The sequence below is a fragment of the Kitasatospora sp. NPDC086009 genome (genome assembly GCF_044540385.1).
Taxonomy (GTDB): Bacteria; Actinomycetota; Actinomycetes; order Streptomycetales; family Streptomycetaceae; genus Kitasatospora.
This window is the reverse complement of sequence record NZ_JBITSA010000029.1, coordinates 26,884-49,482: the sequence shown is the minus strand read 5'-3', so window position 1 is coordinate 49,482 and position 22,599 is coordinate 26,884. Positions and strand designations below refer to the sequence as shown.

Genomic DNA, 22,599 nt, shown 5'->3' with positions numbered 1-22,599 from the left:
GTCAGGACTCCTTGACGGCGATGGTCTCCACCGTGTTGGCGACGTGCTCGAACGCGTCCGCCGCCTCCTCAAGGACGTCCACGACCTGCTTGAGCTTGAGCACCTCGATGGCGTCGTACTGGCCGGAGAACAGGTGGGCGAGCAGCTTGCGGTGGATCTGGTCGGCCTGGTTCTCCAGCCGGTTGACCTCGATCCAGTACTCGGTGAGGTTGGACATGGTGCGCAGGTTCGGCATCGCCTCGGCGGTGAGCTCGGCGGCGCGCGCCAGCACCTCGATCTGCTGTTCGATGCCCTTGGGCAGGGTCTGGATGTCGTAGAGGACGACCAGGTCGACGGCCTCCTCCATGAAGTCCATGATGTCGTCCAGCGACGAGGCGAGGCTGTAGATGTCCTCGCGGTCGAAGGGCGTGATGAACGAGGAGTTCAGCTGGTGGAAGACCGCATGGGTGGTGTCGTCCCCGGCGTGCTCGGCGGCGCGCATGCGCTCGACGATCTCCGCGCGGGCCGACACGTCTGATCCCAGCAGTTCCAGCAGGAGCTTCGATCCCACGACGAGGTTCTCCGCGGCCGCGGCGAACATGTCGTAGAAACTCGTCTCCTTCGGGGTCAGGCTAAAACGCACGGAAATCTCCGATGTGCGGGGTAGGGACTGAACGATGCTAGGTGCAACCAAGCGCAATTGCGCAAACGGGGTGGTGCGAGGGGAGGCGGATCCTCCGCTTCCGTTTGGTCGCCGTAGTGGTGCACCCGGCCCGCACACCCATGTGCGGACGTGAGCCCCCAGTCTGACGGAACCTCGCGCGGTTTGCCCCTGTCGTGCGCGCGGAACAGCGGGGTGTGGCCCGGACGGGGGAACCAGCCTCCGGCCCGGCCCCGGAGCCCGGCCGGACCCCGCCCGGAGCCCGCCTGGGGCCGCTCTGGGGCCGCTCCGGGGCCGCTCCGGGCCGTGGACCGCGCTGGAGGAACACCACGACCGGCCCCGGTGTTGGACACTGGAGGCCGACGCAGCCACCCAGGCATCCAGACGAAGGCGGGCCGATGACCACGACGGAAGCGCGCACCGACCCGGACCAGGCGCCGGGGGGCGAGCCGCACGGCGCCGCCGCCGGGCCGGCCGCTCCGGAGGCGCCCGCACAGCACGGTGGGCACGGCGGACACGGTCCGCACGGGTACAGCGCCCAGAAGGACGCCCACCTCAAGCGCCTGCGCCGGATCGAGGGCCAGATCCGCGGCCTCCAGCGGATGGTCGACGAGGACGTCTACTGCATCGACGTGCTGACCCAGGTGTCGGCCGGCACCAAGGCCCTGCAGTCCTTCGCGCTGTCCCTGCTGGAGGAGCACCTGCGGCACTGCGTCGCCGCGGCCGCCGAGGAGGGCGGCGCCGAGCTGGACGCCAAGGTGGCGGAGGCCACCGCCGCCATCGGCCGGCTGCTGCGCAGCTAGCCCCTCGGCCGGAGCCGGGGGCCTAGGAGCTGCCCTGGCGGCCGGTTCCGGGGCCCGCCGCGGGCCCGGCTCCGGAGCGTCGGCCGGCGCGTCCGGGCGCCCGCTCCTGGGGCGTCCGGGGCCCCGACTCCGACGGTCGGTCGGCGGCCGCGGCGCCGTCGGGCCGGTCCAGCAGCAGCACCTCGTCGATCCGCTCCGGCGGGAGCCGGTCGCCGTCGCTGGCCGTGGCGGCGATCATCAGCTCGCCGGCCAGGTCGATCTCGTCGAGGGCCGCGTCCTCGTGGCCGCCGCTGCGGCCGCCCGTGGACGACACCACCTGCACCACCCCTTCAGCGCCTCGCCAGCCCGGGCGGCAGCCACCCGATGTCCAGCCTAGGCACTTCGCAGCCCGTCCACATGGCACGGACGGGCCATCTCGGCGCCGCCGAAACGGGTGGGCCGCGCTGCCCGGGGTGGCCCACCCGATCCGGCGGCGTCCCCGCCGCCGGCTACTTCGGGCTTTCCGTGGGCTTCATCGCGTAGATGTCGGCGGCGGGCGGCTCGGCCGCCTCCACCGGTTTGCCGAAGTCCGACAGTGCGGTGGTCGACGTCACCTTCACCTGGTCCTTCGCCTCCTTGGACCCGGCCACGCCGGCGAAGGTGAAGATCTCGACCACCTTGTGCAGCCGCCCCTGCTCGTCCAGCCAGGCGTCGTACGGGACGTCCTTGACCGTGAAGGTCTGGGAGCCCATCCGCAGGCCGTCCCCGCCCCGGCCGCCGGTCGCGTCCGCGGCCTTGGCGAGGTCCAGGGTGCCCCGGTAGTGCTTCAGCGGGACTCCGTCGACGGTCTCGGTGCCGACCAGGTCCGCCTTCTGCGCCCCGCGCAGCGCACCCGCGGCGGAGGCCGGTTCGGTGGCGCCGCTGCTGACCAGGTTGCCGTCCGGCAGCTGGCGCACGTCGAGCTTGACCCACTTGCCCTCGGGCACCTTGGCGCCGCTGTTCTGCAGGTAGACGGTGCCCGGCAGGACCACCTCGACGATCTTCCCGGTGGTCGCCGCGCCGGGTGGCACCGCGACCTCCAGCCGCCCGATCCGCTTCACGTAGTCGTAGCCGCCGGTGCCGGTGAAGACGGCCTTCTTCTCGGCCGACTCGGTGACCAGTTCGGTCGCGGTGTGCGCGGAGCCCGTCCGGCCGGTGATGTCGGCGGCGCTGCGGACGGCCGTCACCGGGTCGGCGGAGAGCCGGTCGGCGCCCGCCTTCTGGTCGGCCGAGCCGCCGGAGTCGGCGGCGGCGCCCGAGCAGCCGGCCAGCCCGGCGAGCGCGGCGGCGAGCACGGCGGCGCCGGCCGCCGAGCGCAGGTGGGGCAGTGGGCGACCGTGCCGCCGGCCGCTGCGCTGCTGGTCGGTCATCTTCATCCTCGCGACAACCCCCTCGGGCCCCGACTGCCCCGCCGGCCACCACCACCGGGTGGGCAGAGCTCTTTCCGGGCAAACGAGTTGGGCATCGAAGGGTTACGTGGCACCCGGCGCACGGCGGGCGTCGCGCGCCGGGTCCCGGGCGCGTTACGGTGAAGCACGTGCACAGTGAGCTGCCGGCCGAGCCCGGCGCCGCCCGGATGCCCGAGCACCGCGTCGAGATCAGCGAGCGCGGTTCCTTCTGCTTCGCGACCTGCGCGTGCGGCTGGTTCTCACCGGCCCGCCGTTCCCGGGACCTGACCAGACGCGAGGCCGCCGACCACCTGGCCGGGACCGGCACCGGCCTGACGACGGTCTAGCGCCGGCCGGACGACGGTCTGGCGCCAGCCGGACGCGGCCCCGGCGGCCTCGTCCGGCCCTGCCCGCTAGGCCGCGAGGTCGGACTCCGGCGGCTGCTCGCCGGACGTCACGGTGCCACCCGCCCGCCCCCGTCGGCCGCCGCGCGGGCGGTTGCCGGACTGCGGTGCCCGGATCAGCGGGGCGACGGCGGTGCGGCTCAGCGCGTGGCAGAGCGGGACCAGCACGGCCATCGCGATCGGCGCCAGCAGCAGGACCACCGCGGTGGCGAGCGCGAAGCCGCCGATCACGTCGGTGGGGTAGTGGACGCCCATGTACATCCGGCAGAAGCCCTGCAGCAGCGCGAGGCCGCCGGCGATCCAGCCCAGCCGCCGGTTCACCAGGAACAGGGCGACCGCGATGCCCATCGACATCGTCGAGTGGTCGCTCACGAAGGAGTGGGTGCCCTCCTTGCCCTCCACCAGCACGTCGAGCCCGGCGTGGTCGACGAACGGCCGCGGGCGGTTGACGATGGCGGCGATCGGCAGGTTCGCCAGCTCGGCGAGGGCGACCGCGAGCGGCGCCCAGAGCAGGCCGGCGACGGCCACCGGGGCGTCCGGGCGGCGTCGCGCCTGGAGCCAGCCGACCAGCCCCAGCAGGGCCAGGCCGATCAGGATGCCGTACTCGCCGATCCAGGAGACCGAGTGGTCCAACCACTGCGGGGAGCGCTTGGCCAGGCCGTTGACGGCGTAGAGCAGTCCGAGGTCGGGGTTGGTCGTGTCGGCAAGCGGCGTCGACACGCCGCACCTCCTTCTGGTTCCGCAGCACCTGTTCGATCCGGCCGTGGCCCGCCGTCCCCGCCCTGTTCAGGGAGCTGACGTGGAGCCAACGAACACAACGTCATAACCGGTGCACAGCGTTCCACGGAAACGCGCGGTTATGGAAACTTGACTCAGCGTCCACAGCGCACTCACACCCGGCGGCCCGGAGGGTTCAGCTCTTTGCAGCGTTTTGACCTGCACCTGTCGGGGAGGGGCCGGCCGCGACCGCCCGGCGGGACGCCGCGGAGCCTGGCGCGCCGAGGGCGGACGGCGGCGCGGGGGCGGCCTGGTTGGCCGGGGCGGCGGGGGCCGACGGGGCCGGCGAGTCCGGGGTGCCCGGGCGGCTGGGGCCGGTGATGCTGCCGTCGGTGTTGCGGACCGGCAGCGCCTCGGCGCCGTCCGAGGTGACCCGGGTGGCGCCGATGTACTCCTTGCTGTCGATCTTGTCGTAGCGGATCACCGCGCCGGTGTGCGGGGCGTTGATCATGTAACCGCCACCGACGTAGATGCCGACGTGGTGGATGGTGCGCGGGTCGCCCAGGTCGGTCGCCCAGAACACCAGGTCCCCCGGGCGGAGCTGGTCGCGCGAGGGGTGCTGCCCGGCGTACCACTGGTCGTTGGCGACCCGGGGGAGCGTGATGCCCACGCTGGCGTACGCCGCCTGGGTCAGCCCGGAGCAGTCGAACCGCCCGTTCTGCGAGGGCAGACCCTCGCCGCCCCACAGGTACGGGGTACCGAGCTTGGTCTGGGCGAAGTAGATCGCCCCGGCCGACTGCTGGGAGACGGCCACCGGCGCGGTCGGCGCGGTGAAGCTGCGGGCCATGGCCTGGATGTTCTTCACATAGCCCTGGGTCTCCTTGTACGGCGGGATCCCGCCGTACTTCGTGACCGCGTACGGACCGGCGTTGTAGGCGGCCAGCAGGTTGGCCTGGCGGTCGCCCGGGACCTTGGCCACGTCGTCGGCGAGTGCGCAGTCGAACGTGGCGGCCGAGGCGATCGCGTCCAGCGGGTCCCAGACATCCTTCTTGCCGTCATTGTTGCCGTCCGTGCCGTATGTTCCCCAAGTGGCCGGCATGAACTGCGCCATTCCCTGCGCGCCGACCGGCGATCGGGCGCCCGGGTCAAAGCCGCTTTCCTGGTACAGCTGCGCCGCGAGCATCGGCGGGGAGATCTCCGGGCAGAGCGAGCCCCACTGCTGGATCGGCCCCTGGTAGGCCGCCGGAACGGTGCCCGGGGAGAGCGTGGCGCGATTGGCCGACTGCTGCGGCGCACCACTGGCCGCATACGTCGCAACCGTGACCAGCCCGATGAAGCCGACCGCTACAACTCCCGCAGCGGCGGCGGCCGTACCGGCCTTCCGGAGTACCATCAGCACCATCCCGACGAATCGTCAGTCGAAGTGTCCCGGAAGGCGTTGCTCACCGCAATCATCAGAGATACAAAGAGTGAGCGCTATCCTTCGTACGGTGGACATCCTCGCGTACGTGTCCGGTGCCGCACGACCAATCCGCGAGAAGCAGCCAAGTCGACATCAGATCTGGCCAAGAATAGGTACCGACCCTTCGCGCGGACGGGGTCTGGGCCCTTGAATTTGCCTGATCGGGCGGTGAGATGGAAATGAACCTGAGCAGCGTGGACAGACTCGCGATCGGCCACCTGGCCGAAGACCCTCCTAAGAAGCCGAATATCGACACCATCATCGGCGGGATCGCCCCGGACTGGGGCCCGTTCGCGAGTCTCGGGTCGGAGGCCCGGGTGATGGTCGAGGTCGTCATGGCCGTGGCGATCCTGGCCTGCCTCGGCCTGGCCGTCTGGGGCGCGGCCAAGCAGCGGATCGGCGCGACCGCGATGCGGGACAGCTTCGGTGCCGAACAGGGCAAGGGACTGATCATCGCCGGGCTGACCGGCGTGTTCATCATTGGATCACTTGGCACTCTGTTCACCATTGTTTACGGCATGGCCATCTGACGATCGGACAGTTCGGGCGCGCGTGGGCGGCACGGCTGTCCGCCCGCCCGGCCGCCGGTTCCGTCGGAGCCCCCGTCGGGAGTCCACCCCACCACCCCTCCCTCCGCGCCCGCCCACGGGCGGAGGGGCCCCCGGAGCCTCCCCGGCTCCCAGCACCAGGAGGGCCGCCGTGCCGTTGTCCGACGACCAGCCGCACACCCGTACGCGGCTGCCGGTCGGCGAACAGCCCTCGTCCCAGCCGACCGCCCGTCAGCCCCGACCGCTGCGGACCCTGCTGGCCGTCCTGGTGGTCGTGACCCTGCTGGTGGTGGCGATCTCCATCGCCAACCGCGGCAAGGCCGACCCCGGCTCCGGGCCCGCCCGCTCGGCCGACGGCGTCGCCCCCACGGCCGCCTCCGGCGCCGGGCCGGCATCCAGCGGGGAGCAGCCCGTCGGCACCACGACCAACGGGATCGCCGGCGGCTTCCCGCACACCGACCAGGGCGCGCAGTCGGCCGCCACCAACTACGCGGTCGCCATCGGCTCGGCCGACATGTTCCGCACCGACAGCCGCCACACCATCGTGGCCACCATCGCCGACCCGTCGGCCGTCACGGCCCTCCAGACCCGCCTGGACCAGGGGTTCGGCGGGGACACCGCGGCCCGCTACGGCCTCGACGCCCAGGGCCGCGCGCCGAAGGGGCTCACCTTCGTCAGCCGCACCGTCCCGGTGGGTGCCAAGCAGGTGGGTTACAGCGACGGCGAGGCCAAGGTCGAGGTCTGGTGCACGGGCCTCACCGGGCTCGCCGGCGAGCGCTCCGTCCAGCCGGTCATGGAGAACTGGTTCACCCTCACCCTGACCCTGCGCTGGGCGGGCAGTGACTGGAAGCTCGCCGACTACGCAAGCCGGCCGGGCCCAGCCCCGATGCCGGGCGACCAGCAGGCCGCCACCGCCGAGGAGATCACCGGCGCCGTCCAGCAGTTCGGGGGTTTCCGCTATGCCCGTTGAGTCCACTCCGCGGCGCCGTGCCGCAGGTCCTGTCGCCCCCTCCGCCGTGCGCCCCGGTGCCCGCCGGGCCGGCGCGTTCGCGGGGGCGCTGGCCGCCGTGCAGGTGGCCGCGCTGCTGACGGCGCAGCGGGCCTTCGCGGAGCCGTCGCCGACGGCGACGCCGTCCCCCAGCGCCAGTACGAACTGTCCCGATCTTCCGATCTCCGGCAACGGAATCCTTTGCGTGGACAAGCCGGGCGGTGGGGCCTCCCTCCCCGGCTCAGGGACCGTCGGGAGTGTCACCGATCCGCTCGGGGCCCTGGCGAAGGGGTGTGCGCAGGCGGCGTCCTGGGTGGTGCGGAAGCTGTCGGGGGCCATCGACGGGACGACGCAGGTGGACTTCACCAACGCGTCGTTCCTGCAGCAGTACGCGGTGGTGTTCGCCGCCTCGACGATCATCACGCTGGTGCTCTGGCTGCTGGCGGTGACGAAGCGGGCGGTGCGCGGCGCGCCCCTGACGACGGCGATCTCGGAGGCGATCGGCTTCCTGTGGCTGACCGTGGTGGCCTCCGCGTTCACGCCGCTGATCCTGTACACCGTGGTGAGCGCGACGGACGGGCTGACCACGGCGATCGCGGTGGGGACGAAGTCCGACACCGGGACGTACCTGGGCGGGTTCGCGGACACCCTGGAGAAGGGTGACATGGGCGGCGGCCCGCTGATCCTGATCATCGTGTCGCTGGTGGCCGTGCTGGCGGCGGCGGTGCTCTGGGTCGAGCTGCTGATCCGGGCGGCGATGCTGTACGTGGGCGCGCTGCTGGGGACGGCGGTGTACGCGGGGCTGGTCGACAAGCAGCTGTGGAAGCACGTGCGCCGTTGGGCCGGGGTGATGCTGGCGGTGGACCTGGCGAAGCCGATCATCGTGATCATCCTCGGGCTGGCCGGCGCGGTGGCCACCGGCGCAGGGGCCAACGACGACTTCGCCCGGGTGCTGTCCGGCCTGGCGATCCTCTTCCTCTCGATCTTCGCGAGCGCCTCCGTCTACCGTTTCGTGCCGGGCTTCGGCGACGAGATCATGAGCATGCGCCATGCCCGGGCCAGCGCGGTGTCGGCCGGGTCGGCGATGATCAACGGCACGGCGAACCTGGTGAAGCAGGGCATCAGCACGCACGGCGACCGCGGCGCGCAGGGGGGCGGCGGCAGCCCGGGGGTGGGCGGCGGCTCGGTCGCGCCGGGCATCGCCGCCCACGCCACGCGGTCCCCCGCGCCGCCGCCGCAGGCCTCGCCGGCCTCGGCCTCGACCCGCGACAGCAATCCAGCGAAGGGAGGGTGACGGGTAAGTGAGCAGCGAACCGCTCGGCCAGTACGGCGCCCAGTACGCCCAGCCGTACGTGCACCAGCGCCGCACCTACCTGATCGGCAAGGCCCGCCCGAACGCGCCGATCGGCCGCAACCGGGAGTCCGGCGAGATCGTCCTGATCATCTTCGGGGCGTTCCTCGGCATGCTCTGGGGTCTGCTGATGCCGATCCTGCCGCTGCGCATCGCGGGTCTGGTCGGTCTGCCCCTGCTGGCGATCGCGGCGGTGTACGTGCCGTACCGGCGCCGGACGTTCTACAAGTGGGTGGAGATCAACCGCACCTACCGCCGGACGGTCCGCAGCGGCCGGGCGGTGTGGAAGTCGGACGTGATGGACGCCGGGACCCGGATGGACGGGCGGGAGGTCGAGGTCGGCCCGCCGCCCGGGGTGGGGCGGTTGCGCTGGCTGGCCGCGCCGTTCGGGCCGGACGAGGTCGGGGTGCTGATGCACCTGGAGCGGCGGACGGTGACGGCCGCGATCGAGATCGAGGGCCCGGGCGTCGGCCTGCGCGACTCGGAGGACCAGGAGGCCCTGGTCGACCGGTTCGGCACGCTGCTGAAGCACGTCGCCAACGGCGACGGCTTCGTGACGCGGCTGCAGATCCTGGCCCGTACGCTGCCGGCGGACCCGGACGCGCACGCCAAGGACGTGGAGCGGCGCGGCGACCACAACGCGCCGGGCTGGCTGAAGGATTCGTACGACCAGCTGCAGTCGATGGTGTCGACCTCCTCCGAGCAGCACCGGGCGTACCTGGTGGCCTGCATGCACTACACCCGTGACCTGGCTGCCGAGGCGCACGCGATGGGCCGGACGGCGACCGGGCGGCGGGCCCGGGACGACGAGGGCCTGGCCGCGGTGATGGCCCGTGAGCTGACGGACATCTGCGCCCGGCTGGCGGAGGCCGACATCCGGGTGCGCCAGCCGCTCGGGCAGGCGCGGCTCTCCTCGCTGCTGCACTCGATGTACGACCCGGACCACCCGATCGACCACATCCAGGCGATGTCCCGGCGCAACGCCTGGCCGGCCGAGCTGGACGCGACGAACCCGCAGTACCTGGAGGCGAAGACCCGCGAGTCGGCGACCCGCGCGCCCTGGTGCCACGCCACCGCGTGGATCAAGGAGTGGCCGCTGACCCCGGTGGGCGTCAACTTCCTGGCTCCGCTGCTGGTGCACACCCCGGACGTGATCCGGACGGTCGCGGTGACGATGGACCTGGAGCCCACCGACGTCGCGATCGAGCGGATGCTCACCGAGAAGACCAACGACGAGGCGGAGGCGAGCCGCGCCGCGAAGATGAACCGGACGGTCGACCCGCGCGACCTGGCCCACACCGGCCGGGTCGACCAGCGCGGTGACGACCTGGCCTCCGGCGCGGCCGGGGTCAACCTGGTCGGCTACATCACCGTCTCCTCGCGCAACCCGGAGGCGCTGGCCCGCGACAAGCGGACCATCCGTGCCTCGGCCGGCAAGAGCTACCTCAAGCTGGAGTGGTGCGACCGCGAGCACCACCGGGCGTTCGTCAACACCCTGCCGTTCGCCACCGGCATCCGCCGCTGATCCACCTGGAGGCCCCGCATGGCGATCGGCAACCTCACCGACGCGTTCACCAGCCTGATGTTCGGCAAGGTGGAGACCACCCGGCTGCCGGTGCGCACCTCCACCGGCCAGGCGCAGGCGGTCTACCTGCCCACCGCCGCGCCGGGGCTGGGTGACTCCGGCGTGATCATCGGCCGCGAGGTGTACAGCGGCAAGGGCTACGTCTACGACCCCTTCCAGCTGTACGGGCAGCAGCTGCCGGCTCCGCACTGGCTGGTGCTCGGGGAGTCGGGCAACGGCAAGTCCGCGCTGGAGAAGACGTACGTGCTGCGCCAGCTGCGGTTCCGCGACCGGCAGGTGGTGGTGCTGGACGCGCAGGGCGAGGACGGCGTCGGCGAGTGGAACCTGATCGCCAACGCGCTGGGCATAAAGTCGATCCGGCTCGACCCGATGGCGGCCCGGGACGGCGGGGTGAAGCTCAACCCGCTGGACCCGGCGATCACCCAGACCGGCCAGCTGTCGCTGCTGCGCACCATCGTCGAGGTGGCGATGGGGCGCGGGCTGGAGGAGCGGGCGGGGTTCGCGCTGAAGGCGGCGCACGCCCATGTGATCGCCTCGGTGACCGACCGGCAGCCGGTGCTGGACGACATCATCGACACCCTGCGCAGTCCCGAGCTGGCCTCGGTGGAGTCGCTCGGGGTCGGGGTGGACGAGGTGCAGTCCTGGGGCCTGGACGTGGCCCTGGTGCTGGACCGGCTGGTCGACGGTGACCTGCGCGGCATGTTCGACGGGCCGACCACCGACGGCATCGACCTGGACGCGCCGCTGATCGTGTTCGACCTGTCGCACATCGACCGGAACTCGATCGCGATGCCGATCCTGATGGCGATCGTCGGCGTCTGGCTGGAGCACACCTGGATCAGGCCGGACCGGCGCAAGCGGATCTTCCTGGTGGAAGAGGCCTGGCACATCATCAACAGCCCCTTCGTCGCCCAGCTGTTCCAGCGTCTGCTGAAGTTCGGGCGCCGGCTCGGTCTCTCCTTCGTGGCGGTGGTGCACCACCTGTCCGACGTGGTGGACGGCGCGGCCGCCAAGGAGGCCTCGGCGATCCTCAAGATGGCCTCCACCCGGACGATCTACATGCAGAAGGCCGAGGAGGCGAGAGCCACCGGCCGGGTGCTGGGTCTGCCGCGCTGGGCGGTTGAGATCATCCCCACACTCTCGCCCGGCATCGCGGTCTGGGACGTCAACGGCAACGTCCAGGTGGTGAAGCACATCATCACCGAGGCAGAGCGGCCATTGGTCTACACCGACCGCGCGATGACGGAGGACACGGTCGCCGAGCGGACCCGTGCAGAGCGCCAGTTGGCGTCCGAACCAGGTCTCTGAACCCCGCTCCGGCGTGCGCCGGAGCCCCCGCCGTGTCAGTCCGGTCCGGCTCCGGGCCGCTTCGGCGCGCCCGGCCGGCGGCCCGCCGTGCGGCGACGGTTCGTCAGCAGGTAACCCTGTCGTTACGTCCAGGGTCCTGACAGCTACGCGCGTTGACTCTAGGCTGCACTGGCGCAACGCCTCCCGTCGCCCGTCCACGCATGTCGACCGCCGGGCGCTCTCTCAAGGTGCAGGGGACCTTCATGCTCACCGTCAGATCCCGACGTGCCGTTCTGGCCGCCGTCGCCGCGGCCGGCCTCGTCGGCACCGTGGCCATGCCGACCGCCGCCCAGGCCGCGGACGCCAAGCGTCACAAGACCGTCAACCTCCAGCTGCTGGCGATCAACGATTTCCACGGCAACCTGGAGCCCCCGGCCGGTTCGTCCGGCACCATCCGGGAGATCGACCCGGCGACCGGCCAGCCGGTCAACACCCCGGCCGGCGGCATCGAGTACCTGGCCACCGCGCTGCGCCAGGCCCGGATCCCGGCGGACGACTCGATCACCGTCGCCGCCGGTGACATCGTCGGAGCCTCCCCGCTGACCTCGGCGCTCTTCCACGACGAGCCGACCATCGAGGCGATGGACAAGCTCGGCCTGGACGTCACGGCGGTCGGCAACCACGAGTTCGACGAGGGCTCCAAGGAGCTCATCCGCCTCCAGGACGGCGGCTGCCACCCGGTGGACGGCTGCTACGAGGAGGGGCGCAAGTTCAAGGGCGCCAACTTCAACTACCTGGCCGCCAACGTCACCAACGAGAAGACCGGCAAGCCGATCCTGGCCCCGTACTGGGTGACCAGGTCGCAGGGCGTCAAGGTCGGCTTCATCGGCGCGACCCTGGAGGGCACGCCGAACATCGTCACCGCCGAGGGCGTCAAGGGCCTGAAGTTCGGCGACGAGGTCGACACGATCAACAAGTACGCGGCCGAGCTGAAGAAGCAGGGCGTGAACTCGATCGTCGCCCTGATCCACGAGGGCGGGCTGCCGGCCAGCAGCACCTACAACTACGACTGCGGCGCCGCCGGCGAGGGCATCTCCGGCCCGATCGTCGACATCGCCAAGAACCTGGACCCGGCGATCGGCGCCATCGTCACCGGTCACACCCACAACGCCTACGCCTGCACCATCCCCGACCCGCAGGGCGTGCCGCGCTCGGTGACCAGCGCCGCCTCCTTCGGCCGGCTCTACACCGAGATCGACCTGAAGCTCGACAAGACCACGGGCACCATCGTGCGCCCCTCGGTCAAGGCCGAGAACCACATCGTGCGCCGCACGGTCGAGAAGGCCCCGGACATGACGGCGCTGATCGACCACTACTCCAAGCTGGCCGCGCCGATCGCCAACCGTCCGCTGGGCTACATCGCCTCGGACATCAACGGCCGCGGCAACAGCGACCTGGAGAAGCCGCTCGGTGACGTGATCGCCGACGCCCAGCTGGCCGGTCTGGCGCCCGCCGACAAGGGCGGGGCGCAGCTCGCCTTCATGAACCCCGGCGGCATCCGCTCGGACCTGGTCTACAAGGCGAGTGGGGCCGAGGGCGACGGCGTGGTGACCTACGGCGAGGCGTTCACCGTCCAGCCGTTCACCAACATGATGCAGGTCAAGACGCTGACCGGCGCCCAGCTGGTCCAGCTGCTCCAGCAGCAGGTGAGCGGTGCCAACGCGGCCTCGCCGAAGGTCCTGCAGTCCTCCAAGGGCCTGACCTACACCCTGGACATGCGCAAGGCCGGTGCGGACCGGGTGCTCGTGGACTCGATCCGGCTGAACGGTGCGGCGATCGACCCGGCCGCCAAGTACCGTGTCGCGGCCAACGAGTTCCTGGCCGGCGGCGGCGACGGCTTCCCGGCCTTCGCGGCCGGCACCGACAAGCTGGTCGGCGCCTCCGACCTGGACGTCTTCGCCGCCTACCTCGGTGCCAACAGCTCGGCGGCCGCGCCGCTGAAGGCGCCGGCGCAGGACCGCATCAAGGTCATCGGCCCGGGCGTCGACAACGACTGACCGGAGCCGGCGGAGGAACGGGCGGGGCGCTGTCGGGGCGCCCCGCCCGTTCCGTCCGTCCGGGCCCGGCCGCTAGCCGGCCGAGGGGCCGCCCGGCAGCCGGACGGTGGCCAGGGCGCCCGGGCCCCCGTCGTGCGCCGGGCCGAGCGACACCTCGCCGCCCGCCTCCCGCACGCTCTGCGCGACGATCGACAGCCCCAGACCGGACCCGGGGAGCTGGCGCGAGGACGGCGAGCGCCAGAAGCGGTCGAAGACGTACGGCAGCTCGTCCGACGGGATCCCGGGGCCGTGGTCCCGGACGGTCAGCACGCCCTGGTGGAGCCGGACGTCGATCGCGGCACCGGGCGGGCTGTACTTGACCGCGTTGTCCAGCAGGTTGATCACGGCGCGCTCCAGCGCGGCGGCGTCGCCCTGGACGAACCACGGCTCGACGTCGGTCTCGAAGACCAGCCCCGGACCGCGCAGCTTCGCCCGGGCGACGGCCCGGTCGGCGATCTCGTGCAGGGCGACCACCGCCAGGATGCGGCCCGGTTTCGGCGTGTCGGGGCGGGAGAGCTGGAGCAGGTCGCCGATCAGGACGGTGAGCTCCTGCATCTGCGCCTTCATGTTGCCGAGCAGCTTGGTCCTGGTCGCGGCGGGCAGCGGACGGCCGGTGTCGTCGCTGCGGATCATCAGGTCGACGTTGGTGCGCAGTGAGGTGAGCGGGGTGCGGAGCTCGTGCCCGGCGTCGGCGATCAGCCGCGTCTGGCGGTCGCGGGAGTTGGCGAGCGCGGTGCTCATCGAGTTGAACGAGGCGGAGAGCCGGGCGATCTCGTCGCTGCCGTGCACGGGGATCGTGCTGCCGACCTCCTCGGTGCGGGCGATGTGCTCGACCACGTCGGTGAGCCGGTCGACGGGCTTGAGCGCCGAGCGGGCCACGAACCGGCCGGCGACCCCGGCGAGGATGATGCCGCCGAGGGCCACGCCCCCGAGGATCAGCGCGAGGTTCTGCAGGGACTCCTCGACCGGTTCGGTGGGTGCGGCGATCATGACCAGGACGGGTGGTCCGTCGGGCCTGTCGGTGCCGACCCAGAACACCCGGACCAGGGCGGGAGCGCCGTTGGTGTAGTGGCCGCTGCGGAAGATCGACTGGTTCGGCGGCAGTTGGAGGACCTTGGCATCGTCCGGCTGGAGGGCGATTGCCCTGGTGGCACCGAGCGGCAGGCAGACCCCGGCCGGGTCGGTCATGACGAGCTGGGTGTCCCGGAACGCGAAGTTGGGCGGGTCCTGCTGCGAGCCGCCGTTGCGCGGGAAGGGCAGGGCGGCCTGCTTGAGAGCCTCTTCCGGAGTGGTGGGGCAGTACGCCGGGAGCCGGACCTTCGGTAGTTGGACGCTGCGCAGGTCGTTGCGCACCTGCCCGTACAGCTGCTTCTCCACGATGAACCAGCAGGCCAGCGCCGACAGGGCGATCGCCACCGCCACCGCCGCCGCCGTCAGGAAGGTGAGCCGGCTGCGCAGGGACTGGGCGCGGTACCAGTGGGCGAGCCGCTGCCGGCGGTGGACGCGGGGCGGTAGCAGGGGCGGGGGCGGGGTGGCGGTGTCGCTCACGCCGTGGTGCCGGCGGCCGGGCGGAGGGCGTAGCCGACGCCGCGTACGGTCTGGATGATCCGGGGCATGCCGCCCTGCTCGGTCTTGCGGCGCAGGTACATCACGTAGACGTCCAGGGAGTTGGAGGAGGGCTCGAAGTCGAAGCCCCAGACCGCCTTGAGGATCTGCTCGCGGGTGAGCACCTGGCGGGGGTGCGAGAGGAACATCTCCAGCAGCATGAACTCGGTGCGGGTCAGCTCGACCGGCCTGCCGGCCCGGGTGACCTCGCGGGTGGCGGTGTTCATCCGGAGGTCGGCGAAGGCCAGGACCTCGCTGTCGTCCTCGACGGCCGCGGCGCGGGCGGCGGCCTCGGTGGCGAGGGCGTTGCGGCGGAGCAGGGCGCGGACCCGGGCGAGCAGTTCGTCGAGTTCGAAGGGCTTGGCGAGGTAGTCGTCGGCGCCGACGTCCAGGCCGGTGACCCGGTCGCCGACGGCGTCGCGGGCGGTGAGCATCAGGACCGGGACGGTGTCGCCGCGCGAGCGCATCCGGCGGACGGCGGTGAGGCCGTCCATCCGGGGCATCATGATGTCCAGCAGGACGAGGTCGGGCTTCTCCCGTTCGACGGTCTCCAGCGCCTCGTAGCCGTCGGTGGCGGTGGCGACCTCGTAGCCCTCGAAGGCGAGGCTGCTCTCCAGGGCGTCCCGGAGGGCGGGTTCGTCGTCGACCACGAGGAGCCGGGCGGAGGCCGGTCCGGGCTCGGCGGGGGTGCGGTCGTCGGCGGCCGGGGTCATGGGCGGTTGCCCTTTCTCGTCGTCTCTCGTCGGCGGAGAGCCTGTCGGGAGCCTGCTGGAGTGCTGCTGGGGTGCTGCTGGGGTGCTGCGGTGACCTGCTCGGAGTAATTGTCCGTCTAGATGTTCTGCCCGGCCTGCAGCTCGGGCAGCACCCGCTTGATGTCGTTGATCGGGATGGCGAACCCGAGGCCGACGCTGCCGGCGGTGCCGCCGCCGGCCGTGGAGCTGGAGCCGCCGGCCGAGTACATCGCCGAGTTGATGCCGATGACCTGGCCGTTCGCGTTGATCAGCGGGCCGCCGGAGTTGCCGGGGTTGAGCGCGGCGTCGGTCTGGAAGGCCTTGTAGGTCGCGGTCTCACCACTGTTCTGCTGCGGGGTGCTGCCGCGCAGACCGGGCAGGTTCGGGAAGCCGAAGCCGCCGTTGCCGCTGGTGGTGCCCTCGTCGACCTGGACGGTGACCTCGCGGTTCTCGGCGCTGATGATGCCGGAGGTGACGGTGCCGGTGAGGCCCTCCGGGTTGCCGATGGCGACGACCGCGTCACCGACCCCGACGGTGGAGGAGTCGCCGAGGGTGGCGGGGCTGAGGTCCTTGGCGCCGCTCGCGGTGATCACGGCGGCGTCCAGGGACTTGTCGGTGCCGGTGACGGTGGCCTTGGCGGTGGAGCCGTCCTTGAAGGTGACGGTGACCTGGCCGCCGTCGGAGGCGCCGGAGACGACGTGGTAGTTGGTGAGGATCCGGCCGTCCTTGTCGAGCACCACGCCGGTGCCGGTGGCGGTGCCGTTCGCGGTCTTCACGGTGATCTGGACGACGCTCGGCGAGACGGCCGAGGCGATCGCGGCGACGTCGGCGCTGCCGTCCGAGCGGGCGGAGACCGGGCTGGCGATGGTGCCGGTCCGGGTGGCCGAGCCGTGTTCCTGGGCGGCGACCACACCGCCGGTCACCCCGCCGAGGACGGCGGCGACCGCCGCGACGGCGGTGACCAGCGCGACCCGGCCGCGCAGGAGGCCGCGCCTGCCGCGGCCGCCGTGCCCGCCGTGGGACGTCGGTCCGTCGGCGGCCGGGGGCGCCGGCGGCATCGGCGGGGCCGCGGGCGGGGGAGGGGGCGGGGTGCCGACCGAGGGGTTGCCGGCGGCCGGGTACCCGGTGGTCGTGCTGTCGAGGACGGTGCCCTGGACGAGCTGTCCCTCAGCGGGGTGCGGGGCCCGGTACGGGTCGTACTGCTCGCTGCCGTGCTGCTGATCGCTCATGCCGACCAACGTCCGCCCGCCGGATGAGGATCCGATGAGAACGGGGTCAGAAGCCCCCGAGAAGCCCGTTGACTTCTCATAAAGCCTGGTCAGGCCGGGACCGCCGCTAGGACGGCCGAGTCTCCTGCGGCGCGCTCGGCCGGCAGCCGCAGGAACGGCGGATGACCAGGCGCGACGGGAACTTCCGGACCCGCTCGGTGTCCGAGCCGGGCACCATCAGCGAGTCGTCGAGGACGAGGTCCACCGCGGCCCGGGCCATCGCGTCGCGGTCGGAGGCGACGGTGGTCAGCGGCGGGTCGGCGAAGGCGGCCTCGGGCACGTCGTCGAAGCCGGCCACCGCGAGGTCCTCCGGGACCCGCAGGCCGAGCTCGCGGGCGGCCCGCAGCACGCCGATCGCCTGGTCGTCGGTGGAACAGAAGACGGCGGGCGGCCGCTCGGCCGAGCCCAGCAGGCCGAGCGCGACCTCGTAGGCGCCGTAGCGGTGGAAGGGCGCGTCGATCAGGTGCGGTTCGGTGGGCAGGCCGTGGGCGTCCATGGCGCGCTGCCAGCCCTCGACGTGGTCGATGACCGGGTCGCCGGGGGCGGGGGACTCGACCGGGCCGCCGAAGCAGGCCACGTACGGGTGCCCGTGCTCCTCCAGCAGGTGGCGGACGACGGCCTCGGCGCCGGCCACGTCGTCGGTGACCACCGCGACGTCGTCGATCGCCTCGGGCCGGCGGTGCAGGAGCACCACCTTGGCGCCCTCCATCGCGGCGAACTCCTCGGCCGCCCGCTGCGAGGGGCCCTGGCTGACCAGGATCAGGCCGGAGACCCGCATGCCGAGGAAGGCGCGGACGTAGTGCACCTCGCGGTCGTCCACGTAGTCGGAGTTGCCGATCAGGACGAGCTTGCCGCGCTCGGAGGCGGCGCGTTCCACGGCGTGCGCCATCTCGGCGAAGAACGGCTGGCGGGCGTCGGGGACGACCATGCCGATCAGGTTGGTGCGGCGGGAGGCCATCGCCTGGGCGACGCTGTTCGGCCGGTAGCCGAGCTGCTCGATCGCCGCGAGCACCTTCTCCTTGGTCGCGGGCGCGACCGGGCGCGGCCCGTTGTTGATGACGTAGCTGACGACCGCGGTCGAGGTACCAGCCAGTCGGGCTACATCGTCGCGCGTCACTTTGGCCACGGGAGGAGTCTACGCGTGTGGCGTCCGCCCGGGCAGTGGTACCTCGGCTGCCCGGCGGATGCCGGCAGGACAGCGCGGGGCGAATCCGGACAGGCCGGGCGGCGGTCGGCCGCCCGGCCGACGGTCAGGCCTCCAGCGAGGCCGAGGAGCGCTGCGCGAGGTCCGGCCGTTCGCCCTTGTCCGGCTTCTCCGGGACGACGAAGCGGTAGCCGACGTTGCGCACGGTGCCGATCAGCTGCTCGTTCTCGACGCCGAGCTTGGCCCGCAGGCGCCGGACGTGGACGTCGACCGTCCGGGTGCCGCCGAAGTAGTCGTAGCCCCAGACCTCCTGGAGCAGCTGCGCCCGGGTGAAGACCCGGCCGGGGTGCTGCGCGAGGTACTTGAGCAGCTCGAACTCCTTGAAGGTGAGGTCGAGCACCCGGCCCTTGAGCTTGGCGGAGTAGGTGGCCTCGTCGACCGAGAGGTCGCCGTTGCGGATCTCCATCGGGCTGTCGTCGGTGGTCACCTGGAGGCGGCCGAGGGCGAGCCGCAGCCGGGCCTCCACCTCGGCGGGGCCGGCGGTGTCCAGCAGGACGTCGTCGATGCCCCACTCCGCGGTGACGGCGGCCAGGCCGCCCTCGGTGACCACCAGGATCAGCGGTGAGCCGATGCCGGTGGAGCGGAGCAGCTGGCAGAGGCTGCGGATCTGCGGCAGGTCCCGCCGGCCGTCGACCAGGATGACGTCCGCGCTGGGGGTGTCCACCAGGGCGGAGCCCTCGGCGGGCGCCACCCGGACGTTGTGGAGCAGCAGGCCGAGGGCCGGCAGTACCTCCGCGGAGGGTTGCAGCGCGTTGGTGAGGAGGAGCAGAGAACTCATACCCGGTAGTCCCCTTTCCGGGTCGTCGCGGTCGCGTGACGGCTGCCGCCACAGCCGGTTGGCGCACGTGCGAGGAGGTGTCGCGCGCGGGCCCCGGGTGGGGCGGCGGCGGGCGACGCGAGGGAGGTGGGGGAGGAGGCCAGGCGTCCACCGGAGGATTCACCGGCGTGCACGGCAGAACGAGGCGTGCGTCGGAGGTCCCGCAACCCCTGGTGCACCGTTTCTGCCCTGCCCATCCCGTGAACCTTCCGGTCTGTCCCGTACCGGGCGGCGGCCCGGAGCCGGGATCCGACACCCCGTCCTGGTCCCGGTACGTCGTTGTGCCGGGAATGGCGGGGCGGTTCCTGCTCCGCGCCGGGGGTGGGCCGACGAATCGCAAGAACGTCCGTACTGGCGTCCTGAAAGCACGAAAGGATCCGGGGGCGACTCTGCCCGGATCCCTCAGGGGTCGAGGATAGCCGACCTGCTCTCTCGCCGGGAGGGCTCGAAAGCGGCCGTTCGGCCTTTTCGGGCACGCCGGGGGTGAGCCTGACCACAGCGTCGCGCGGGCGCCGGCACCCGCGCGGCCAGGGCGATTGCCGGTCGGGTCGGCGGACACGCCATCATGGGACGCGTATCGGCGGCACCGTACGCGTACCTCTTTCGAGTGGTGTTCGGCCGCCGGTGGGGACCCGCCCGGGGCACCGGGCCCGGGCGAGGACGACGAGAAGGGGTTGCCATGGGCGCGACCACCGAACCAGCGGGCGCCGCTCGGGTGAGCGGGACGATCCGCTACTGGGCGGCGGCGAAGTCGGAGGCCGGGCTGGCCGAGGAGCCGTACCAGGCGGCGACCCTGGCGGAGGCACTCGCGGCGGCCAGGACGCGGCACGCCGACCGGCCGAAGCTCGGCCGGCTGCTCGGACACTGCTCCTACCTGGTCGACGGCTCTCCCGTCGGCGGCCGTGACCACGCGACGGTGTCCCTCACCGAGGGCGGCACGGTCGAGGTGCTCCCGCCGTTCGCGGGAGGGTGAGCGGCGTGACGGACCCGAACAACGTGAACGGCGGCCCGCAGGGCACCGGCCCGGGCGGCTGGCAGCAGCCACAGCATCCGCAGCAGCCGCCGCATCCGCAGGCGCAGTCCCAGCATCCGTACGCCCCCCAGCAGGGGTACGCGCCGGAGCCGCAGGAGCAGGTGGCCCGGCCGTACGCCCCCGCCCCCGCCCCCGCCCCCGACCCCGCCGCGGGCCGGGCACCCGGGCAGCCGGAGCACCCGGGGAGCCGGCCGCCGGCCGGTGCTCCCGGGCAGCCGCCGCCGTACGGCGGCGGCCCCGCGCAGCAGCCGACCCAGCAGCCGTACGGGCAGCAGCAGCCCATGCAGCCTCCGCCGTACGGACAGCCCCGGCCTCCGCAGCAGCCGTACGGGCAGCAGCGTCAGCAGGCCCGGCCGGGCGGACAGCAGCAGGCCGGACCGCCGTACGGGCAACAGCCGCAGCCGTACGGGCAGCAGCGTCAGCAGGCCCGGCCGGGCGGACCGCAGCAGGCCGGACCGCCGTACGGGCAACAGCCGCAGCCGTACGGGCAGCCGCCGCTCGGGCAGCAGCCCTACGCCCAGCCGCCCGTCGACGACGCGGTGACGGCCCTGCTCCCGCCCGTCCCGCCGATGGACGACGCGGCGACGACGCTGCTCCCACCGGTGGTGGTGTCGGGCGTGATGCCGCCCGCGCCGGCCCCGGCCGCGAACCCGGCCCCCGCCCCGGCCCCGGCGCCCGTCCTCGACCCGCCGACCATGACGCTCAAGCGCCCGACGGCTCCCGCCGACGGCCCCGGTGCCCCCACCGGCCGCCGCCGCGCCGGTGCCCCGCACGGCGGTGTGCCGGGTCGACCAGGCACCGCCGTGCCCGGACCGGTCGCGCCCGGTTCCGCCGCGCCCGTCCGGACCGGTTCGCCGATCATCGACCCGGGCCTGCAGCCCGCCCTGATCACCTCCGGTGCGGCCGCGCTGCTGGCCGGGGGCGCGGCGATCGGGCAGCCGGCGCTGGCGCTGGTCGTCGCGCTGCTCCAGGTGCTGACCGCGGCCGGCTGGTTCCGGCTGAACGGCATGTGGCCGGCCCGTCAGGGCATCGCCCTCGCCGTGCTGGCCGGTCTCACCGCCGACGTGGCGGTTCTGCTGGCCGACTCGGACGGCGGGGCGGCAGCCGTCGTCGGCACCCTGGGCGGGTTCTTCCTGCTGGTCCTGGTGCTCCAGACGTTCCGCCCCTCGGACCCGAAGGAGCGGTTCTACGCGCTCACCGTGCTCGGTTCGGCCAGCGTGGTGACGGTGCTCTGCACCGCGCTGCTGCTGGCGGACTGGGTGCCGGCGGCGGTCGGCGCTGTCGCGCTGGCCACCGTGCTGGCCGCGGCGCCGCTGCCCAGTCCGAAGCAGTTGGGCCCGGTGCTCGGACTGCTGGCGGCCGTGGTGTTCGGCCTGGTCGTCGGCGCCCCGTTGGCGCTGGGCGTGCTGGCGGGTCTGGGCGCCCTGGTCGGCCGCCGGGTGGCCGGGTACGACTTCCCGTCCCGCTTCGTGCACATGACGGCGGGCGTGGCCCTGCCGCTGGCGGTGGCCTCGCCGCTGATCTGGATCGCCACCCGGCTGCTGGCGGGCTGAGGTCCGGCGGCACGCCCCGCGACGCCCGGTTCCGGAACCATGGTCCGGAACCGGGCGTCGTACGGTCGTGCGAGCGCGGCCGTCGCGGCGGCCGGCCGGGCGGGGCGCTCGCGGGCCCGGTGGCGCCCGTCCGGACCGACGAGTAGGACCGGACCGACCGGTAAGACGAGATCGACGAAGAGAACGACGCGTACGACGACAGCGGCGGGCGACGACGGGGGAGAGCGATGCGCGGTTGGCTGAAGGCGACGATCGGTTTGGTGGTCCTTTCCGGCCTGCTGGTGGGCGCGGACCGGATCGCCGTGGGCCTGGCCGAGGACGAGGTCGCCGAGCAACTGGTGAAGAGCGGCCGGATGAGCCATCGGCCGGACGTGTCGATCGGCGACGTCCCGTTCCTCACCGATCTGCTGTCGAAGAAGGTGGACGACCTCCGGATCTCGGCCGACGGGCTGACCGTCGGTGACGGCACCCGCCAGGTGGCGCTGCACTCCTTCGAGGCCCGGCTGTCCGGCGTCGCGGTGAGCGACAGCCTGCGCAGCGCCACGGTGGCCAAGGGCAGCGGCAGTGGCCTGATCTCCTACGCCGACCTCGCCCAGCTGCTGCCGCCCGCCGCCGAGATGGTGCCCGCCGCCGGGAAGCTGCCGGTGGCCCCCAACGCCCGGTTGAGCCTGTCGTACGGCGGGCCGGGCAGGATCAAGGCGGCGCTGGGCCCGCTCGCGGTCGGCGAGGGTTCGGTGCACAGCCAGGGCAACACCGTCACGACGGACGGGTTCCAGCTCAGCGGGGTGGCCGCGATGGTGGCGGGCCTGACCAACCAGAAGGTGGATCCGGTCAGTTTCACCCTCGACCAGCTCCCGGCCGGGCTGAAGCTGTCCGGGGTGACCCCGAAGGAGGAGGGCCTCCAGCTGTCCTTCCAAGGCGACGGCGTGACCCTGATCGGCTGACGCCGGCCGCAGCGCCGGCCCGCACCGCCTGCCGCGCCACCGGCCCGCACCGCCATGCCCCGTACCGCCATGCCCCGTACCCCGTACCCCTTGCGCCTGTTCCGCTCCGCGAGACGCGCTGTCCAGCGCCGACCGTGGAGCGGTGTGCTTCCCGCCC

General features: G+C 72.8%; 21 protein-coding genes. 11 read left to right on the top strand and 10 right to left on the bottom strand.

The window, feature by feature from the left end:
• Window position 1 precedes the first annotated feature (1 nt).
• On the bottom strand, window positions 2-622 hold the full coding sequence (locus ACIF6L_RS36645; RefSeq protein ID WP_329489086.1) for a DUF47 family protein: 621 nt from the start codon (window positions 620-622) through the stop codon (window positions 2-4).
• A 416-nt stretch (window positions 623-1,038) separates the two neighbouring features.
• On the opposite strand from ACIF6L_RS36645, the gene ACIF6L_RS36640 reads away from it, so the two are divergent.
• Window positions 1,039-1,443 (top strand): metal-sensitive transcriptional regulator, encoded by a 405-nt coding sequence (locus tag ACIF6L_RS36640; protein WP_359835476.1) that lies wholly within the window; start codon window positions 1,039-1,041, stop codon window positions 1,441-1,443.
• 22 nt (window positions 1,444-1,465) lie between these two features.
• Here the strand turns inward: ACIF6L_RS36640 and ACIF6L_RS36635 are convergent, their stop codons facing one another.
• Window positions 1,466-1,759 carry a hypothetical protein gene (locus ACIF6L_RS36635; RefSeq protein WP_396488922.1) on the bottom strand — a complete coding sequence of 98 codons (294 nt, stop codon included), beginning with the start codon at window positions 1,757-1,759 and terminating at the stop codon, window positions 1,466-1,468.
• 172 nt (window positions 1,760-1,931) lie between these two features.
• Window positions 1,932-2,831 (bottom strand): hypothetical protein, encoded by a 900-nt coding sequence (locus ACIF6L_RS36630; protein ID WP_396488920.1) that lies wholly within the window; start codon window positions 2,829-2,831, stop codon window positions 1,932-1,934.
• A 167-nt stretch (window positions 2,832-2,998) separates the two neighbouring features.
• Between ACIF6L_RS36630 and ACIF6L_RS36625 the strand changes: the two genes are divergently transcribed.
• Window positions 2,999-3,196 (top strand): hypothetical protein, encoded by a 198-nt coding sequence (locus ACIF6L_RS36625; protein WP_359835480.1) that lies wholly within the window; start codon window positions 2,999-3,001, stop codon window positions 3,194-3,196.
• 66 nt (window positions 3,197-3,262) lie between these two features.
• Here the strand turns inward: ACIF6L_RS36625 and ACIF6L_RS36620 are convergent, their stop codons facing one another.
• Both ACIF6L_RS36620 and ACIF6L_RS36615 read right to left on the bottom strand, forming a co-directional pair.
• Window positions 3,263-3,973, bottom strand: coding sequence for a phosphatase PAP2 family protein (locus ACIF6L_RS36620; RefSeq protein ID WP_380385456.1), 711 nt, complete (start codon window positions 3,971-3,973; stop codon window positions 3,263-3,265).
• Window positions 3,974-4,166: 193 nt separating this feature from the next.
• Window positions 4,167-5,363, bottom strand: a complete 1,197-nt coding sequence (locus ACIF6L_RS36615) for an NlpC/P60 family protein (RefSeq protein ID WP_396488943.1) — start codon at window positions 5,361-5,363, stop codon at window positions 4,167-4,169.
• A gap of 248 nt (window positions 5,364-5,611) precedes the next feature.
• Between ACIF6L_RS36615 and ACIF6L_RS36610 the strand changes: the two genes are divergently transcribed.
• From ACIF6L_RS36610 to ACIF6L_RS36585, 6 genes are all read left to right on the top strand, one after another.
• Complete coding sequence (locus ACIF6L_RS36610; protein ID WP_329489090.1) at window positions 5,612-5,962, top strand: hypothetical protein; 351 nt, start codon at window positions 5,612-5,614, stop codon at window positions 5,960-5,962.
• Between the two features lie 169 nt (window positions 5,963-6,131).
• The gene (locus ACIF6L_RS36605) at window positions 6,132-6,950 is read left to right on the top strand and encodes a hypothetical protein (RefSeq protein WP_396488917.1); all 819 of its coding nucleotides are present in this window, start codon (window positions 6,132-6,134) and stop codon (window positions 6,948-6,950) included.
• Between the two features lie 46 nt (window positions 6,951-6,996).
• On the top strand, window positions 6,997-8,262 hold the full coding sequence (locus ACIF6L_RS36600; RefSeq protein WP_396492653.1) for a hypothetical protein: 1,266 nt from the start codon (window positions 6,997-6,999) through the stop codon (window positions 8,260-8,262).
• A gap of 7 nt (window positions 8,263-8,269) precedes the next feature.
• Window positions 8,270-9,844, top strand: coding sequence for an SCO6880 family protein (locus tag ACIF6L_RS36595; protein WP_396488914.1), 1,575 nt, complete (start codon window positions 8,270-8,272; stop codon window positions 9,842-9,844).
• Between the two features lie 18 nt (window positions 9,845-9,862).
• Window positions 9,863-11,212: an ATP-binding protein gene (locus ACIF6L_RS36590; RefSeq protein ID WP_329489094.1), complete on the top strand. Its 1,350-nt coding sequence runs from the start codon at window positions 9,863-9,865 to the stop codon at window positions 11,210-11,212.
• A gap of 242 nt (window positions 11,213-11,454) precedes the next feature.
• Window positions 11,455-13,248, top strand: a complete 1,794-nt coding sequence (locus ACIF6L_RS36585) for a bifunctional metallophosphatase/5'-nucleotidase (RefSeq protein WP_396488912.1) — start codon at window positions 11,455-11,457, stop codon at window positions 13,246-13,248.
• A gap of 72 nt (window positions 13,249-13,320) precedes the next feature.
• Here ACIF6L_RS36585 and ACIF6L_RS36580 read toward each other — a convergent pair whose 3' ends face one another.
• The 5 genes from ACIF6L_RS36580 to ACIF6L_RS36560 form a co-directional block, all read right to left on the bottom strand.
• Window positions 13,321-14,835 (bottom strand): sensor histidine kinase, encoded by a 1,515-nt coding sequence (locus tag ACIF6L_RS36580; RefSeq protein ID WP_396488910.1) that lies wholly within the window; start codon window positions 14,833-14,835, stop codon window positions 13,321-13,323.
• Window positions 14,832-15,605, bottom strand: a complete 774-nt coding sequence (locus tag ACIF6L_RS36575) for a response regulator transcription factor (protein WP_329489096.1) — start codon at window positions 15,603-15,605, stop codon at window positions 14,832-14,834. Before ACIF6L_RS36575 ends, ACIF6L_RS36580 begins: the two co-directional genes overlap by 4 nt.
• A 116-nt stretch (window positions 15,606-15,721) precedes the next feature.
• Window positions 15,722-16,852 carry a S1C family serine protease gene (locus ACIF6L_RS36570; RefSeq protein WP_396488908.1) on the bottom strand — a complete coding sequence of 377 codons (1,131 nt, stop codon included), beginning with the start codon at window positions 16,850-16,852 and terminating at the stop codon, window positions 15,722-15,724.
• 106 nt (window positions 16,853-16,958) lie between these two features.
• Window positions 16,959-18,017: a LacI family DNA-binding transcriptional regulator gene (locus tag ACIF6L_RS36565; RefSeq protein WP_359803847.1), complete on the bottom strand. Its 1,059-nt coding sequence runs from the start codon at window positions 18,015-18,017 to the stop codon at window positions 16,959-16,961.
• Between the two features lie 124 nt (window positions 18,018-18,141).
• Entirely contained in the window at window positions 18,142-18,873 is a 732-nt protein-coding gene (locus ACIF6L_RS36560; protein ID WP_329489099.1) for a response regulator transcription factor, read from the bottom strand.
• 718 nt (window positions 18,874-19,591) lie between these two features.
• On the opposite strand from ACIF6L_RS36560, the gene ACIF6L_RS36555 reads away from it, so the two are divergent.
• The 3 genes from ACIF6L_RS36555 (at window position 19,592) to ACIF6L_RS36545 (ending at window position 22,442) form a co-directional block, all read left to right on the top strand.
• On the top strand, window positions 19,592-19,885 hold the full coding sequence (locus ACIF6L_RS36555) for a MoaD/ThiS family protein (RefSeq protein WP_359803846.1): 294 nt from the start codon (window positions 19,592-19,594) through the stop codon (window positions 19,883-19,885).
• Between the two features lie 5 nt (window positions 19,886-19,890).
• Window positions 19,891-21,498 (top strand): hypothetical protein, encoded by a 1,608-nt coding sequence (locus tag ACIF6L_RS36550; protein WP_396488906.1) that lies wholly within the window; start codon window positions 19,891-19,893, stop codon window positions 21,496-21,498.
• A 227-nt stretch (window positions 21,499-21,725) separates the two neighbouring features.
• Window positions 21,726-22,442: a DUF2993 domain-containing protein gene (locus ACIF6L_RS36545; protein WP_359803844.1), complete on the top strand. Its 717-nt coding sequence runs from the start codon at window positions 21,726-21,728 to the stop codon at window positions 22,440-22,442.
• The last annotated feature ends 157 nt before the right edge of the window (window positions 22,443-22,599 follow it).